This window comes from Clostridiales bacterium (assembly GCA_017569285.1).
Lineage (GTDB): Bacteria > Bacillota > Clostridia > Christensenellales > Aristaeellaceae > Aristaeella.
Genome location: CP069419.1, coordinates 2,472,812 through 2,487,591, shown reverse-complemented (window position 1 = coordinate 2,487,591; position 14,780 = coordinate 2,472,812). Strand labels below are relative to the sequence as shown.

The window sequence follows — 14,780 nt, the reverse complement described above, 5'->3', positions numbered from 1 at the left end:
AAATCCCGGCCGTCCCCATGGACAGCCGGGATTTTGTTTCTCCCGTTATTCCCGTTCCTTCGGCTTCGTCAGCCGGCATGCCAGGATCCCGATTTCATACAGCAGGATCATCGGCAAGCCCAGCGCCAGCTGGGACACCACGTCCGGCGGCGTCAGCACGGCGGCCAGCACGAAGATCCCCAGGATCACGAACTTGCGCTTGGACGCGAGCATTTTCGCGTTCGTCAGCCCCATCCGCGTGGTCAGGTACAGCGCCACCGGCAGCTGGAACGCCACGCCGAACGGTACGATGAACCCGAACAGGAAGCTCACATACTTGTCGATGGACAGCATGGGCTTCGCCAGGTTGTCCCCCGCTACCAGGAAGAAGTCCACCGCCAGCGTGTACACCGCCAGGTAGCAGAACGCCACTCCCAGCAGGAACAGCAGCAGTGCGATCACAAACAGCGTGCGGAAGGTTTTCTTCTCCTTCGGGTACAAGGCCGGTTTGATGAACCCCCACACCTGCCAGATGATCACCGGCGCGGCAATCACCAGCCCGGCGATCAGCGCCACCTTGAACTTCGTCACCAGTGCTTCGCTCATCGCGGTGTAGATAATCTCAATCCCGCGTGCCGCGATCGGCCCGGTAATCCATGCCATCAGATAATCGATGGCAAACGAATACACCAGGAAAAACGCGATCGCCACTGCGGCCGCGGACACGATCAAAACACGCCGCAGCGCCTGCAGGTGCACCAGCAGCGGCGCGCCGCCGTCCGCCAGGGCCTGCTCCCCTTCCATGGCAGCAGCATCCTGCGCGTCCGGCGTCCCTTTCTGTTTCCGTTTTCTCATACGATGCCGGCAGCCTTACGAATTCTTTTCTTCTTTGTTTTCTTCGGGCTTCTCTTCATCCTTCACTTCGTGCTTGAAGTCCTTGATGCTCTTGCCCAGCGCCTTGCCGACACCCGCCAGCTTGCCGCCGCCGAACAGTACCAGGGCCAGTACCACAATCAGGATAATCTCCGTCGTTCCAAGATGCATATATATACCTCCAATATCACCTGCGCCGCAGGTGTTTTATTTCTTCATCGTCTCTTCGCGGATCTCTTTCGTTTCCGCCTCGATATCCTTCCCGGCCGCGTGCAGCTCGTCCGCCACGCTCTTCACGCTCTTGTTCACGTCCTCCGCAGCGCCCTTCAGCTCTTTTGTCACGTCCAGGTCGTTCTTCAGGTCCTTCACGGCCTTGTCCACGTCGTTCTTTGTGTCTTTATATTCTTTTTCGAGGTCGGCCCACCCGGTTTCCTTCTTGACCTCCTGGATCATCTGCCGCAGCTTCTTCACCGAGCGTCCCAGCCACCGGGCCACCCGCGGCAGGTCCTTCGGCCCGACCACCAGGAAGGCGATCAGCAGCACAATAATCAGCTCGGAAAACCCGATATTGAACATGCTGTTCTCACTCCTTCCCTCAGACAGTTTTGGATTTTATAACGGATTAAGGTTTTTTTCAAGCATACCAGCCGGGTAGTCAAGTTCCCGCAAAACGGCTATAATGAAACGAAAGCTGGAAAAAAATTTTTCAGCCGGGTTATCGTGAGTCGTTGGGGACGGTTCTCGTTGACTCATTTTTTGAAACGATAGGGACTGTCCCCAACGTTTCACTCTTAACTTTTCACTCAAGCGGAGGACTCTCGTATGGAAGAATACCGCATCCTGATCGTCGAGGACGAAAAAACCATCGCGGAGGCTGTCCGCTCCCGCCTGGCCATGTGGGGCCTGGCGGCGGAAACCGTAACGGATTTCCGCAACGTCATGGCGGACTTCGAGCGCGTGCGCCCGCACCTGGTCCTCATGGATATCTCCCTGCCGTTCATGAACGGCTACCACTGGTGCACGGAGATTCGCAAGGCTTCCTCCGTCCCGGTCATCTTCGTCTCCTCCGCGGCGGATAACATGAACATCATCATGGCCGTCAACATGGGCGCGGACGATTTCATCGCCAAGCCCTTCGACCCGGACGTCCTCGTCGCCAAGGTCCAGGCGCTGCTCCGCCGCTCCTACGACTTCGCCGGTTCCGCCCCCGTGCTCGAGCACCGCGGCGCCGTGCTGAACACCGGCGACAACAGCATTACGATCAACGGGGAAAAGCTGGATCTCACCCGCAATGAGTACCGCATCCTGCTGACCCTCATGCAGAACAAGGGAAAAATCGTCTCCCGCGAAAAGCTCATGGAAGCCCTCTGGCAGACGGACAGCTTCGTGGATGAGAATACCCTGACCGTCAACGTCGGCCGCCTGCGCCGCAAGCTGGACGCCGCGGGCCTGCCGGACTTCATCACAACCAAATTCGGCGAAGGCTACCTGGTGGGGTGAGAAAGATGAAGCTGTTCCTGCGCTACCTGCAAAGCAAGCTCGGCGTGATCCTGCTGTTCCTGGCTTTCGGCGCCGTCCTGGCCTTTTCGTTCGTGCTGTACCGCCTGCCCGCGGAAGCCGTGCTGTATCCGGCGGTGCTCTGCGTGCTGCTGGGCATCGGCGTTCTCCTGCTGGATTTCTTCCGCGTCCGGCGCCGCCACATGGTGCTCCGGGACCTGAAGGAAATCGACGCGGAGCTGCCCGAGGTCCGGGATATTGAGGCCGAAGACTACCGGGAGATCGTCCGCCTCCTGCGGGAGGCGAACCGAGAAGCCCGCACCCGTTCGGAAACGGACATGGCCGCCATGGTGGATTACTACACCCTCTGGGTGCACCAGATCAAAACGCCCATCGCCGCTATGCGCCTCCGCCTGCAGGATGAGGACAGCGAGCTGTCCCGCGCCCTGCTTTCCGATCTCGGCCGCATCGAGCGCTACGTCTCCATGGTCCTCACCTACCTGCGCCTGGAAAACGGCGCAACGGACTACGTCATCAAAGAAACCGACCTGGATTCCGTCATCCGCCCGGTTCTCCGCCAGTTCGCCGGGGAGTTCATCTCCCGGAAGCTGAAGCTGGACTACACCCCGGCGGAACGGAAGGTCCTCACGGACGGCAAATGGCTCTCCTTCGTCGTGGAGCAGGTGCTCTCCAACGCGCTGAAATACACCCCTTCGGGCTCCGTTTCCATTTCCATGGAGGATCCCGCCACCCTGGTCGTCCGGGATACCGGCATCGGCATCCCCCCGGAAGACCTGCCCCGCGTGTTTGAGCGGAACTACACCGGTCTGGCCGGCCGCGCGGACACCCGCGCCAGCGGCATCGGCCTCAGCCTGTGCAAAAGCGTCTGCGACCGCCTCGGCCACACCATTTCCATTGAATCCACTCCCGGCGAAGGCACTTCCGTGCGCATCGATCTTTCCGCCCGGAAACTGGAAATTGAGTAAATGTGACAGTTTTGTTCGTTTTGCCCCCCGTTCTGTAAGCCGGTTCGATGGAATGAGCCGGCTTACTCCGGTATTATTGGGGTGTGCCTGGGAGAAAGGCACCGGAAATCAATCTCAATCGAACGGAGGAACTTACCTATGAGCCTGCTGGAAGTCAAAAGCCTGAAGAAAGTATATAAGACCCGTTTCGGCGGCCAGTCCGTCGAGGCGCTCAAAAACGTGACCTTCACCGTGGAGGAAGGTGAATACGTCGCAATCATGGGCGAAAGCGGATCCGGCAAAACCACGCTCCTGAACATCCTGGCCGCCCTGGACAAGGCCACCTCGGGCGTCGTCCTGCTCGACGGCATGGACTTCTCCAAGATCAAGGAGAGCAACGTCGCCGCCTTCCGCCGGGACAACCTGGGCTTCGTTTTCCAGGAGTTCAACCTGCTGGACACCTTCACCCTGGAGGACAACATCTACCTGCCCCTGGTCCTGGCCGGCAAGGATTACAAGGAAATGAGCGCCAAGCTCGCGCCCATCGCGGAAACCCTGGGAATCAAAGAACTGCTGAAGAAATACCCCTACGAGGTCTCCGGCGGCCAGAAGCAGCGCGCGGCGGTTGCCCGCGCCCTGATCACCGATCCCCGCATCATCCTGGCGGACGAGCCCACCGGCGCCCTGGATTCCCGCTCCACGGATGAACTGCTCCGCCTCTTCGCGGAAGTCAACCGCCAGGGCCAGACCATCCTCATGGTCACCCACTCCGCCCGCGCCGCCAGCCGGGCCGGCCGTGTCCTGTTCATCCGGGACGGCGAAGTGTTCCACCAGCTCTACCGCGGCGATATGACGGATGACCTGTTCTACCAGAAGATCGCCGATACCCTGACCCTGCTCGCCCAGGGAGGTGACCGGGAATGAACCGTTTCTTCTATCCCCGCCTCGCGTGGGACGGCCTGCGGAAAAACCGCCGCCTGGCCTGGCCCTACCTGCTCACCTGCATCTGCATGGTCGCGGTGTTCTACATCATGGGCTTCCTGTGCTCCCCGGCCACCCTGGCCCTGCTCCCGGTCGGAAAATCTTCCGCCGCCATCATCCTCACCCTCGGAAAATGGGTCATCCTGGTCTTCTCGGTCATTTTCCTGTACTACACCTATTCCTTCCTGATCCGCCGCCGCGCCCGTGAGTTCGGCCTGTACAACGTGCTGGGCATGGGCAAGCGCAACCTCATGCGGATCATTTCCTGGGAGAACCTGATCACCTTCGCCGCCGCGCTGGCCGGCGGCCTGCTGTCCGGCATTCTCCTGTCCAAGCTTGCGGAGCTGGGTCTCATGAACCTCCTCAACGGCACCGTGAATTACGCCATCCGCGTGGATGTGGATTCCGTGGTGCTCACCGCCGTCTGCTTTGCGGCCATCTTCGTGCTCATCACGCTGTCCGCGGTGATCCGTACGGCCCGCGCCAGCGCCGTCAACCTCATGAAGTCCGAAAACGTCGGTGAGAAACCGCCGAAGGGCAATCTCCTTATCGCCCTGCTGGGCGTCATCCTGCTGGGTGTTGCCTACTGGCTGGCCGTTTCCATGGCCAACCCGGTTTCCGCCCTCCAGTGGTTCTTCGTCGCCGTCATCCTGGTCATCCTGTCCACCTACCTGCTCATGGTCACCGGCAGCGTGCGCATGTGCCGCATCCTGCAGGGCAATAAGAAGTATTACTACAAGGCGAAGCACTTTGTCTCCGTCTCCTCCATGGCCTACCGCATGAAGCGGAACGGCGCCGGCCTGGCCTCCATCTGCATCATCGCCACGATGATCCTGGTCATGCTGTCCACCACCACCTGTATGTGGTTCGGCGCAGAGGATTCCCTCAAAACCAATTACCCGCGGGAAATCAACCTTACCACCCACCTGTACCGGCCCGAAGACCTTTCGGATGAAAACCTGCAGCCCGTGGAGGACGCCATCCGCGCCTATGTGGAGGAGAACGGCGGAACCGTCTCCAACATCCGGGACAACCGCGCGGCCATGCTCTTCGGCAAGCCCAGTGAAGGCACCGTCCAGTGCGACTACCGCATGCAGGATTCTTTCACCGGCCTCAATGAAATCATAGAGATCGACCTGGTTCCGGCTTCCCGCTGGGCAGCGGAGGCCCGGAACAGCGAAGAAAACATCCTCGCCGGCCTGGCCGATGATGAAACCGTCATCCTCACGGACAGCGGCGCCTCCTGGACCCGGGATACCATCACCATTGCCCAGGGCAGTGCTTCCAGAACCTTCCGCGTGAAGGCAGTCCGTGCCGCCGAATACGAAGCCGGCAGCGGCGAAAGCATCGTCCCCCGCATCACCATGTTCGTGCCGGACATCGCGAAGGCCGTGGAAGGCTTCGCGTCCGAGCTGTACAGCAACGACCGGCATGAGGTCCAGGTCTCCTGGTATTATTCCTTCGACACCGGCCTGTCCGATGAGGAGAACATCCGCATCGCCGATGAAGTTGAGCGGATTGCGATCATGCCCCTCCGGGACACCGGCACCACCGCCGGCATCCGCTCCTCCTGGGCGGAATCCCGCGCGGGGGGCGCAGCGGACTTCTACGGCATGTACGGCAGCCTGTTCTTTATCGGCATCCTGCTCAGCACCGTGTTCCTCGTCGCCGCCGTCCTGATCATTTACTACAAGCAGATCTCCGAAGGCTATGAGGATGTGAAGCGTTTCGACATCATGCAGAAGGTCGGCATGACGAAAAAAGACATCCGCTCGAGCGTCCGCTCCCAGCTCCTCACCGTCTTTGCCCTGCCCCTGGTCTTCGCCGGGCTGCACCTGGTCTTCGCCTTCCCGATGATCCGCAAGATGCTGACCCTGTTCAGCCTCTACAACGTCGGTCTCTTCATCCGCACCACGGTGATCAGCTTTGTGGTCTTCGCCGCCTTCTACGCCGTCGTCTACCGGCTCACCTCCGGCGTCTACTACCGCATCGTCAGCAACGCCGACACCCACGAAATGTGACAAAAGATGTGACAAAGGGACAGCCCTACTGTCACATTGGTCATGTGACAGTAGGGCTGTCCCTTTGTCACTCAACCCCCAAAACAGGGAGCGCATTCCGCGCTCCCTGCCTTTTGTTCCGGTCACTCATTGGCTGCCAGCCCGGGATCATACAGGATATCCTCAATCCGCCCGTCCAGCAGATCCACGTCCACATAGTACATACCGTCCCCTTCGGTAAACGGCCCGCCGGCTTCTCCCTGCCGCAGCCCGAATATCAGCTCAATCACCGTGTCTCCTTCTTCCATCAGGACCATTGCGTCCTCCGGATCCCAGCTCAGCTTCCCTGCCTGGTCGGCCGTCAGGTGATATTCTTCCGCAATCGCCTTCCGGGCAATTTCTGCCGCCCCTTCCACAGTGACCGTTCCGGCCTTTTCCGCTTCTCTCAGGTCCTGCCGCCGGTACATTTCCGATTCTGCCAGGGCTTCCCTGTACTCTTCCTGTTCCTCCGGCGTCATCTCGTGCCGGGGCTCCCGGGGTTCCGCGTTCCAGATGCCCAGCCGCGTCATTTCATCCAGGGTCTCCCCGTAATGATACGCCAGCATCGTCAGCTGCTCCGCGCCGTAGGCCTCCGCCAGCAGGCCTCCCTCCGTGCTGTCCCCGTCGTGGGACCATGAAGCGTCCGCGTGGTTTCCCTTCACGTCCACCGTGTAGATGCCGATCCGGTCCGCCGGGAAATCGTTCTCGTCAAATGCCTCATAGGTCACTGTGGCGGTTCCGTCCTCCCGCACCTCCGCCCGCCGGAGCAGGATGCCGATCAGTTCATCCGTCAGGCCGTATTTCGCCTTCACCGCGTCGTTTGCCAGCCGCACCGCATCGTACTTCGGCGAGAATATCAGTCCGGCCGCCAGCGCCGTCACACTCAGGCACAGCACCACTGCCGCAATCAGGAATGTTGTTGAAATCTTTCTCACAGGCCGTTCCTCCCCTTCCAGTGCGCGCAGCACATTCCTGCGCCTGCGCTCATCCCATTCGAGCCCGGAAAGGTCCCGGTCAACGAGCTCCCGGAATTCTTCATTCTTCATCGTAATACCACTCCTTCAGCCTGTCCCGCAGGATGCCGTTTGCCTTGTCCAGCCGGGTGCGGAGCCGGCCTTCGGAAATCCCCAGCGCGCTTGCGGCTTCCTTCAGCTTCATCCCCCCGTAATACCGGATCAGGACCGCCTCCCGGTATCGGGCAGGCAGGCGCATGACCTCCGTCAGTACCGTGTTGTCCGGAAACTCAAAATCGGCAGGCTTTTCGGGCAGCGAATCCACATCAATCCGGCTCTGGTGGCGGAACCATGCGGTCTTCAGGATATCCCGGCATGTATTGACGCATATCGCCGTCAGCCAGGTCTTCTCTGAACTCTCCCCGCGGAAATCCTTCATATGCCGGTATGCCTTGATGAATGTCTCCTGCACAGCGTCCTGCGCCAGGTGCGCGTCTTTCAGGTAAAGGGCGCTCATCCGGAGGAGGCTGCTGCCGTACTGTTCCATCAGCCGTTCCAGTTCCGTCCGGCTGTCCGCTCCGCCCACGTCCTGCGGTGCTGAAAGCCCGCTGGCCGTGCGCGGTTTCTCCTGGTTCCCCTGGGACACAGTACCAACTCCTTTCACCTGATTAGACGATTCATCCGGGAAAAACTGCTGGAAAAAAATGTGACAAAGGGACAGCCCTTTTGTCACATGTGACAAGGGGACTGTCCCTTTGTCACACGGCAGGGATAGAATGATCCGTATAGAATATTATATACCATAATCGTCCCAGGAAGGAGGCATTTTCATGAACCGTGCCGAAGCGCAGGAGTTGTATAGCAAATACAACGGCCAGTCCTTCTTTATGGCCCGGGAAGAGCCCGATCAATACAGGGAATTCAGCCGTCAGTACGGCTTTGACCACCCGGACTGGGATGAAGAACTGATCCGGCATGGTTTCGATACCCTGTGGGATGATCCGAAGCATGTCTGGATAAAGCATCATTCGATCCTGGTCACCCTGCGCCGGGGCCTGCTCGATCCAGGGTACTGGGGCGGCCGCATGCTGGATGAGATGGAAAAGATGCCGGCCGCGCTGGATAAGCAAAACAAAATCCTCATCCTTCAGAATATGGCCGGGGATAACTGTGACCTGGATAACGGCTGGGTATATTTATTCTGCATCCACACCCGCCTTGCCGGCCGGATGATTGAAATCTGCGAAAGGCTCATGGATTTCTCCTGCGAAGGCGAATCCTGGAACGGCCTGGGCTGGAAAGACCCCCAGTCCAGGCTGAACAGTGCAAAAGCCCGGTACAGGGCCGCCCTGGACAGCTGGCGGAACCCTTACCGCCGCATCGCCTTCAGCGGCGCTTCGCTTTACCTGGACGACACAACCGTTGAGCTTCCGCATCAAATCCGGCAGGTACTGGCTGAGGGCCGTTTCGTATATGCCGTGGTTGAAGATCAATCCTTCCCGAAAGCGGGGAATATATATAAAGTCAGCCGGGATGGCATTCTCTGGCGGGCCGGGAATCCGGATGCCGCCTTCCCCGGATACGGATATACGGCTTTTGAAAGAGTCGATCTCAAAGGCTTCACCCTGGTCGGAACCGATTGCAGCGGCCGGCGGTGGGCCATCTGGAAGGACACCGGCAAAATCAAATTCCCGATGTGAAGGCAGAGGGACGGGGGTTCTGTCTCACCCCATCACCGCTGCCCATACGGTGATCATCGCGTCATATATTCCATGGCCGATAATCAGGGAAAGCGTGGTGCAGTTCCGGATCTTCATCCGGAAGAAGCACAGCAGCGCGCCGATCAGCCCGGTAAAGGCTGCCTGAATCGACATTTCGTAATATTGTAGGGATCGATCTTTTTGTAGCAAATCCAATTTGGTGTTTCTTCGCAATATTATGGGGAGTTTTCTTCACCAAATATTTTTTTCAAAACCACATTCGGATTATACAACTTATTTGTTATTTGATATAATAATAGTGAGATAAAATCCAGGAGATATTTCCTGGTATGGTGTTTTCTATGGCATAAAGGAGAATTATCATGAAGACGAAAAAATTGTTTGGCATGCCCGGTGTTTTTACCTGGCTCCTGCTGCTCCTGATGTTCGCGGGAATTTTGTACGGCAGTTTCTATGACCTGCAGGTTTCTGAAGTCGTGACGAACGTCACACCTGCCGGAAGCATCCTGCAGGACTACGCGAGCGTTGTCCCTGTCCTCTTCTATATGGTAGCCGGCGCGTGTATTTTTGCTGGCCTGAATAAGAAGGGGGAACGGTACTACAAACTCTCTACCTGCATCCTGCTCGTGACCGGTTACTGGACGCTGCATGTACTGAACAATGGATTCGGCAAGTACCTCCGCCGGGATCTGGGATACACTTTCGGAGAGCAAAGCTACGTATTCATCCTGATATGCACGTACCTTATCTGGGCTGCGCTTGTGGCACTGGTAGCCTTTGTAACGCTGGTTATCGTGAACACGAACTACGATAAGAAAAAGGTGAACGCGCTTATCGCCGCAGGTGTGGTTATCATTATCTCCGGCGAAATTGGCGAAGCAGTCAACGACTGGCTGAAAGTCCTTGCCTGCCGTCCGAGGTACCGGTACCTGGTAACCTTGGAAGACCCTGCTTCTGAATTCCGTAACTGGTGGCAGTGGACTCCTTACCTGAAGGACGAGAGCAACTTCCGGAGCTGGCCCAGCGGGCACATGACGAAGGCGATCATGCCTATGCTGGCGCTTCCTATGATTGCAGACGCAATGAAGCAGCGGAAAAATATTCTTAAATATATTTTGTTCTTCATTGGTCTCATCTGGTCAATGCTTATCGCCTACAACCGGATCCACATGAACGCTCACTTCCTGACGGATGTCTGCTTCGGCGTTGGACTGACGCTGTGCATCTACATTGTCGTGTACAAGGGCGTGTTCTCATTCGTGAATAAGACGGAGGAACTGAAATGAAGAAGACTATGATGGCTCTCCTGCTCGTCCTGATGCTTTGCACCTGCACCGTATGCACTGGATCCCTGGCTGAAGATAATGCCGAGGTACGCATCCGGATATTTGAGACGAGCGATATTCATGGCTCGCTTCTGGACACCTCCAGTGCGAAAGTGGAAACCTTCCAGTACCGGCTGGCGTATATCGCCAAGGTTATCAATGACGCACGGAATTCCGGCGAATACGATGACGTTATCCTGCTGGACGGCGGAGATCTTTACCAGGGAACGCCGGTTTCCAACCTGACCCACGGCGGGGCTGTTCTTGCTGCTGTGGACGCCATGGGCTACGACGCGGTAGCACTGGGCAATCACGAGTTCGACTGGGGCGTTGAGGAATACTGTGCGGATCCTGACGCCACACTTCCAGCGTATAAGCTCGGCGAGTATGAAGGCGATCCGGACATCCCGATCCTCGCTTCCAACCTGTATTACGCAGATACCAGCGAGCGCGTCGGGTTTACGAAAGATTATGTTATTCTTGAGAAAGCCGGCAAGCGTATCGCTGTCGTTGGGTACGTGGAAGACTATAACATGACGATCATGGCAAGCATGATTGCCCCCTACTCTATCGAAGACAGCATGGATCTCCTGGCAAACCGTGTTAATGAGATCAATGAGGCGGAGCATCCGGACGCGACGATCCTGCTGTGCCACAAAAAGCCGACTGAAATAGCGGAAAGCATGGCACCGAACGCGGTATCGCTGGTCTGCGGCGGGCATAAGCACGACGGTATCTACGGTGTGGCTGAAAACACCGGTATTCCGTATATCCAGTGTGACGCAAATGCCCAAGGTTACGCTTCGGCGACCCTCGTGATCGCCGCAGACGGGTCTGTACGCGTCGAGGATCCGATGTACACGTCCATTCTGGAAGACAAGACCCTGTTGTACGATACGCCGGAAAACGCCAGCTCATTCGACGTGACCGTTCTCGCTATCTCCCATGCCGCATGGGACGCAGTGAGCGATGATATGGGCGAAATCCTGGGGTATATCGATACGAACATCGAGAAGAAGGGCTTCCTGAGCGACAGAACGACCAGCGGCGGTAACTTTGTGACGGCAAGGATGCTGGAAGCCATGAAGCCTTACGGGGCTGTAGCTGCCTTCTATAACATGAAGGGCGTACGTGCGAGCGTCGTACTTGAAGACGGCGAAACACAGCACCCGCTGACTGTCGGTGACATCTACGCGATCAACCCCTTCAATAACACCTGGCAGGTCTATGAGCTCACCGGCAAGGAACTGGCACAGCATCTTCTGAATACCTTCGAGAACACGGACTACGGCGACCAGGTGACCGGCATCCATTATGATTATATTAATCTCGGTACGGACGAGGAGCCGGAAATCCAAATTATCTGCATCTTCCTTGACGACGGCACGGAGGTGGATATTGAGGATGATACCGTAACCTATAAGATCTGCACCTGCGAATACTGTGCCACCCTGGAAGGCAGTGTTTTCCTGGGCAAGGAAGGGCTGGTTCCCGAAGCTGAAGTGCCTATCGACAACGTTACGATCATCGAGCTTGTACGCCGGGAGGCGGAGGAGAACAACGGACATATTACCGTGGATACCCTGCCCCGCGACCTGCATATCTATGATGAAATGCAGTTAATCGACGCGGCATAATTTACTGTAATTTTTTATATATAATAAATCCTGTTTTTGTTGATATATATAGGGGCATTTCGTGATATCGTAGGGAATTGACCAAAGTGTGAAAAGGAGCGCATTTGATATGTACCCAGTTTCCTGGACACATTGATTTATGCTCGAGGCTCAACCCATGGATGCCAACCTGTATTTTACGGGTGGCATCCATTTTGTTTTTGCCTGGATGCGCTCATTGTTGTAGTAGTCAATATACTTGGCCATAGCCTTGGAGAATTCCTCATATGATTTGTAGTCTTTCTCGTATCCATAAAACATCTCGTTCTTTAGTCGTCCGAAGAATGTCTCCATAATACTGTTGTCATAACAGTTTCCTTTTCGGGACATGGACTGAATAATGCCACGTTTCTCAATCGTATTTCTGAAATAAGCATGTTGGTACTGCCAACCCTGGTCAGAATGAAAGATCAGACCATTAAGTGAGGAAAACCTGCTCAGCCCCTTATCCAGCATCCGTCGGATCTGTTCCATGTTTGGACTTAACGAGAGATCGTATGAGATGACCTCATTTGTGTGCATATCCAGAATTGGAGAAAGATAGCATTTTCCCCAAGATAAATTGAATTGAGAAACATCTGTTGTCCATTTTTGCAAAGGCTTTGTTGTACTGAAGTCTCGGTTAATGAGGTTATCTGCCACCTTTCCAACTTCTCCCTGATAAGAATGGTATTTTTCTTTCGGGCGTTTGCCTTTAAGGTCCATGCAGTGCATTAATCGCTGGACCTTTTTGTGGTTTACCTTATAGCCTCTGTTGATCAGTTCGTGGTGTACTCTCCGGACACCGTATCGACCTTTATTATATTCAAAGATTTCCCTGATCACACTTGCGACTGCTTCGCTCCTTTTGGCTACCACATCTTCTTTTGAAACTTCGTAATAGTATGTGGATCTGGAAAGGCACATCGCTTTAAGAAGATACTTCAGTTGGTATTCTTCTTCTCTGAGTTCTTTGATGATCGCTGCTTTTTCGCCTTGAGACGCGCAGCTTCCTTTTCTTCTCTCAAGGCGATCTCTTTTTTTATGACTTCGATTTCCGCTTTGATATACTCGTTTTCAGCCCTTAGCCTTACGAGTTCTTCATACTCGGACTCATTAAGTTTCCTAGGGTTGTTGTAATTGATTTTCTTCATATGGGGCTCCTTTGGTGGTCGACCTTTTCTCTTGTTTATAAGGCCATTATACCCCTCGTTCTTATATTTGCGAACCCAGCAAGTAAGTAATCCGCTATTTATACCCGCCTCATTAGCTACAGACTGGATTGATGAACCACCTAGGACTTTTGCAACCAGCTCATATCTCTCTTCTGGGGTCCAATCCTTATTAGTTTCCCGGGGTTTGAGAATATCTGGCCCATTTGCTTCTACTACATGAAACCATCGCAGGATCATATTATGAAAGTATCGCGCTTCTTTAATACCTGTAGGGGTCTCAGGCCACCTTCCTTCTCTGTACATCTCAATACATTTCATCTTGTACTCATAACTGTAACGCATAAAAATACCCTCCTTACTGGGTGTCCAGTAAAGAGGGTACATATCAATTCCGCGCTCCTTGTTTTTGTTGTCTCTAATCCCGGAATTCAGCCTCGTGGGTTCCCCGTCCTTCCGGATTCTGCAGCGGAATCAAAGTGACCTTTAAGCTTCCCGGACTGACGCCTTCCGGGCATTTCCGGATTGCGTAAAAACGGATCAGAATTTCCCGGTCATAGTACATCCGCCTTGCTTTACTCATCGGCAGTCCGTCCCAGTTTGTTTCCAGGAACCTGACGTCCGGTGCTTCCCCGTAAAAGCCCTGTTCGCCATCCGAAAGGGTTACCTTCTTCAGCTCAACCGGATTCCCTGTACATATCCGGTTTTCAATTCGTCCCTGATATTTATACTTCCATTCGATCGGAACCCCGGTCAGTTTCCCGCGTTTGTCTTTAATCTCGATCCACGCTTCCCGGATGTCGACATTCCCGGATGTGACAGCCTTTCCGCTGAACAGGACGCCCGCTCCGCGTGAAGCTGCGGCGATATTATGGAAGCCGGCATAGCTGTACCAGTCAAAGCCGATGTTCCTGGAATATGATGCCGGTCTTATAGTCGTTGGCGTCCCGCTCGTCCCTGCCGTCTCCGCGGTATAATACCAGCAGCGGTATCCTTGTTCCGGCCCGGCAAAGTCCACACAGACCTGGCCCTGGGCTTCCGGAAGCAGAAGGATCTCCTCCAGCCCGCCCAGGCATTCCTCCGCAAAGTCATAATGCTCGCGCATCACCCGCCGCATTGCTTCCACGTCGGGGATATATGCCTTCCATGCCGCAATGTTGCTCCTCCGCGGGGCTTTCCCTTCCGGGAAACAGCCGCATGCCGCCCATGCGTCCACATTGTTCTGCACGTCCAGCAGGTTCAGGCACAGGTAATCACTGTCAAAACAGGAGATGGCGATCGCCTCTGTCCGGTATTCCTCCGACAGTGCTTTCGCGATTGAGCAGCTTTTCTCCAGATCTTCGTCAAAAATCTCCGAAACGATGGTGATCCATAGATCGGCGTTCTCCGGCCCAATAGCGACGGTCACATCCGCGTCATCCCGGGACTCCGTTCGCTTCAGCCTGTACTCCGCAGCCAGTTTCTCCGCGATTTTCTCCGGATCAATCGGCAGGCTTCCCTTTTTCAGCTGGATATTCGAATATGAATAACCCATATTTGTTCCTCCGGCGGCATATAGACGTTTGATCTATTATACAATTTATTCCAATCCCCGTCCACTCTTCCCGTCAGGCAAAAACA

General features: G+C 55.6%; 15 protein-coding genes and 1 pseudogene. 7 read left to right on the top strand and 9 right to left on the bottom strand.

The window, feature by feature from the left end:
* Positions 1-45 precede the first annotated feature (45 nt).
* The 3 genes from tatC to tatB are packed head-to-tail and all read right to left on the bottom strand — an operon-like array spanning position 46 to position 1,428.
* Positions 46-834: a twin-arginine translocase subunit TatC gene (tatC, locus tag JNO48_10825; protein QTE67684.1), complete on the bottom strand. Its 789-nt coding sequence runs from the start codon at positions 832-834 to the stop codon at positions 46-48.
* A gap of 15 nt (positions 835-849) precedes the next feature.
* Positions 850-1,023, bottom strand: coding sequence for a twin-arginine translocase TatA/TatE family subunit (gene tatA, locus JNO48_10820; protein ID QTE67683.1), 174 nt, complete (start codon positions 1,021-1,023; stop codon positions 850-852).
* A 36-nt stretch (positions 1,024-1,059) separates the two neighbouring features.
* Positions 1,060-1,428, bottom strand: a complete 369-nt coding sequence (tatB, locus tag JNO48_10815) for a twin-arginine translocase subunit TatB (protein ID QTE67682.1) — start codon at positions 1,426-1,428, stop codon at positions 1,060-1,062.
* A gap of 246 nt (positions 1,429-1,674) precedes the next feature.
* On the opposite strand from tatB, the gene JNO48_10810 reads away from it, so the two are divergent.
* The 4 genes from JNO48_10810 (at position 1,675) to JNO48_10795 (ending at position 6,316) form a co-directional block, all read left to right on the top strand.
* On the top strand, positions 1,675-2,352 hold the full coding sequence (locus JNO48_10810; protein ID QTE67681.1) for a response regulator transcription factor: 678 nt from the start codon (positions 1,675-1,677) through the stop codon (positions 2,350-2,352).
* A 5-nt stretch (positions 2,353-2,357) separates the two neighbouring features.
* Positions 2,358-3,335, top strand: coding sequence for a sensor histidine kinase (locus JNO48_10805; GenBank protein QTE67680.1), 978 nt, complete (start codon positions 2,358-2,360; stop codon positions 3,333-3,335).
* 138 nt (positions 3,336-3,473) lie between these two features.
* On the top strand, positions 3,474-4,238 hold the full coding sequence (locus tag JNO48_10800; GenBank protein ID QTE67679.1) for an ABC transporter ATP-binding protein: 765 nt from the start codon (positions 3,474-3,476) through the stop codon (positions 4,236-4,238).
* Positions 4,235-6,316 carry an ABC transporter permease gene (locus JNO48_10795; protein ID QTE67678.1) on the top strand — a complete coding sequence of 694 codons (2,082 nt, stop codon included), beginning with the start codon at positions 4,235-4,237 and terminating at the stop codon, positions 6,314-6,316. Before JNO48_10800 ends, JNO48_10795 begins: the two co-directional genes overlap by 4 nt.
* 122 nt (positions 6,317-6,438) lie before the next feature.
* On the opposite strand, the gene JNO48_10790 is transcribed toward JNO48_10795, so the two are convergent.
* Positions 6,439-7,380: a hypothetical protein gene (locus JNO48_10790; GenBank protein QTE67677.1), complete on the bottom strand. Its 942-nt coding sequence runs from the start codon at positions 7,378-7,380 to the stop codon at positions 6,439-6,441.
* The gene (locus JNO48_10785) at positions 7,370-7,834 is read right to left on the bottom strand and encodes a sigma-70 family RNA polymerase sigma factor (GenBank protein ID QTE69749.1); all 465 of its coding nucleotides are present in this window, start codon (positions 7,832-7,834) and stop codon (positions 7,370-7,372) included. Before JNO48_10785 ends, JNO48_10790 begins: the two co-directional genes overlap by 11 nt.
* Positions 7,835-8,117: 283 nt before the next feature.
* Here JNO48_10785 and JNO48_10780 point away from each other — a divergent pair, with 283 nt between their 5' ends.
* A complete protein-coding gene (locus JNO48_10780) occupies positions 8,118-8,987 on the top strand; it encodes a hypothetical protein (GenBank protein QTE67676.1) in 870 nt (289 codons plus the stop codon).
* A 24-nt stretch (positions 8,988-9,011) separates the two neighbouring features.
* On the opposite strand, the gene JNO48_10775 is transcribed toward JNO48_10780, so the two are convergent.
* Complete coding sequence (locus tag JNO48_10775; GenBank protein QTE67675.1) at positions 9,012-9,161, bottom strand: hypothetical protein; 150 nt, start codon at positions 9,159-9,161, stop codon at positions 9,012-9,014.
* Between the two features lie 209 nt (positions 9,162-9,370).
* Here JNO48_10775 and JNO48_10770 point away from each other — a divergent pair, with 209 nt between their 5' ends.
* The gene (locus JNO48_10770) at positions 9,371-10,294 is read left to right on the top strand and encodes a phosphatase PAP2 family protein (protein ID QTE67674.1); all 924 of its coding nucleotides are present in this window, start codon (positions 9,371-9,373) and stop codon (positions 10,292-10,294) included.
* Positions 10,291-11,970: a 5'-nucleotidase C-terminal domain-containing protein gene (locus JNO48_10765; protein QTE67673.1), complete on the top strand. Its 1,680-nt coding sequence runs from the start codon at positions 10,291-10,293 to the stop codon at positions 11,968-11,970. Before JNO48_10770 ends, JNO48_10765 begins: the two co-directional genes overlap by 4 nt.
* A 150-nt stretch (positions 11,971-12,120) precedes the next feature.
* On the opposite strand, the pseudogene JNO48_10760 reads toward JNO48_10765, so the two are convergent.
* The 3 genes and pseudogenes from JNO48_10760 to JNO48_10750 all read right to left on the bottom strand — a co-directional run bounded on the left by JNO48_10760 (position 12,121) and on the right by JNO48_10750 (position 14,694).
* Positions 12,121-13,029: pseudogene (locus JNO48_10760) on the bottom strand (IS3 family transposase).
* Positions 12,933-13,505: a helix-turn-helix domain-containing protein gene (locus tag JNO48_10755; protein QTE67672.1), complete on the bottom strand. Its 573-nt coding sequence runs from the start codon at positions 13,503-13,505 to the stop codon at positions 12,933-12,935. The pseudogene JNO48_10760 and the gene JNO48_10755 overlap by 97 nt, the downstream one beginning before the upstream one ends.
* Positions 13,506-13,578: 73 nt before the next feature.
* Positions 13,579-14,694: a hypothetical protein gene (locus JNO48_10750; GenBank protein ID QTE67671.1), complete on the bottom strand. Its 1,116-nt coding sequence runs from the start codon at positions 14,692-14,694 to the stop codon at positions 13,579-13,581.
* Positions 14,695-14,780 lie beyond the last annotated feature (86 nt).

What these genes read in the sequence shown, in the direction of transcription:
- JNO48_10810 (QTE67681.1), top strand. Translation starts at nt 1,675, where the DNA reads ATGGAAGAATACCGCATCCTGATCGTCGAGGACGAAAAAACCATCGCG.
- JNO48_10750 (QTE67671.1), bottom strand. Translation starts at nt 14,694, where the DNA reads ATGGGTTATTCATATTCGAATATCCAGCTGAAAAAGGGAAGCCTGCCG.
- JNO48_10805 (QTE67680.1), top strand. Translation starts at nt 2,358, where the DNA reads ATGAAGCTGTTCCTGCGCTACCTGCAAAGCAAGCTCGGCGTGATCCTG.
- JNO48_10780 (QTE67676.1), top strand. Translation starts at nt 8,118, where the DNA reads ATGAACCGTGCCGAAGCGCAGGAGTTGTATAGCAAATACAACGGCCAG.
- JNO48_10770 (QTE67674.1), top strand. Translation starts at nt 9,371, where the DNA reads ATGAAGACGAAAAAATTGTTTGGCATGCCCGGTGTTTTTACCTGGCTC.
- JNO48_10785 (QTE69749.1), bottom strand. Translation starts at nt 7,834, where the DNA reads ATGGAACAGTACGGCAGCAGCCTCCTCCGGATGAGCGCCCTTTACCTG.
- JNO48_10795 (QTE67678.1), top strand. Translation starts at nt 4,235, where the DNA reads ATGAACCGTTTCTTCTATCCCCGCCTCGCGTGGGACGGCCTGCGGAAA.
- JNO48_10755 (QTE67672.1), bottom strand. Translation starts at nt 13,505, where the DNA reads ATGCGTTACAGTTATGAGTACAAGATGAAATGTATTGAGATGTACAGA.
- JNO48_10800 (QTE67679.1), top strand. Translation starts at nt 3,474, where the DNA reads ATGAGCCTGCTGGAAGTCAAAAGCCTGAAGAAAGTATATAAGACCCGT.
- JNO48_10765 (QTE67673.1), top strand. Translation starts at nt 10,291, where the DNA reads ATGAAGAAGACTATGATGGCTCTCCTGCTCGTCCTGATGCTTTGCACC.
- JNO48_10775 (QTE67675.1), bottom strand. Translation starts at nt 9,161, where the DNA reads ATGTCGATTCAGGCAGCCTTTACCGGGCTGATCGGCGCGCTGCTGTGC.
- tatC (QTE67684.1), bottom strand. Translation starts at nt 834, where the DNA reads ATGAGAAAACGGAAACAGAAAGGGACGCCGGACGCGCAGGATGCTGCT.
- tatA (QTE67683.1), bottom strand. Translation starts at nt 1,023, where the DNA reads ATGCATCTTGGAACGACGGAGATTATCCTGATTGTGGTACTGGCCCTG.
- tatB (QTE67682.1), bottom strand. Translation starts at nt 1,428, where the DNA reads ATGTTCAATATCGGGTTTTCCGAGCTGATTATTGTGCTGCTGATCGCC.
- JNO48_10790 (QTE67677.1), bottom strand. Translation starts at nt 7,380, where the DNA reads ATGAAGAATGAAGAATTCCGGGAGCTCGTTGACCGGGACCTTTCCGGG.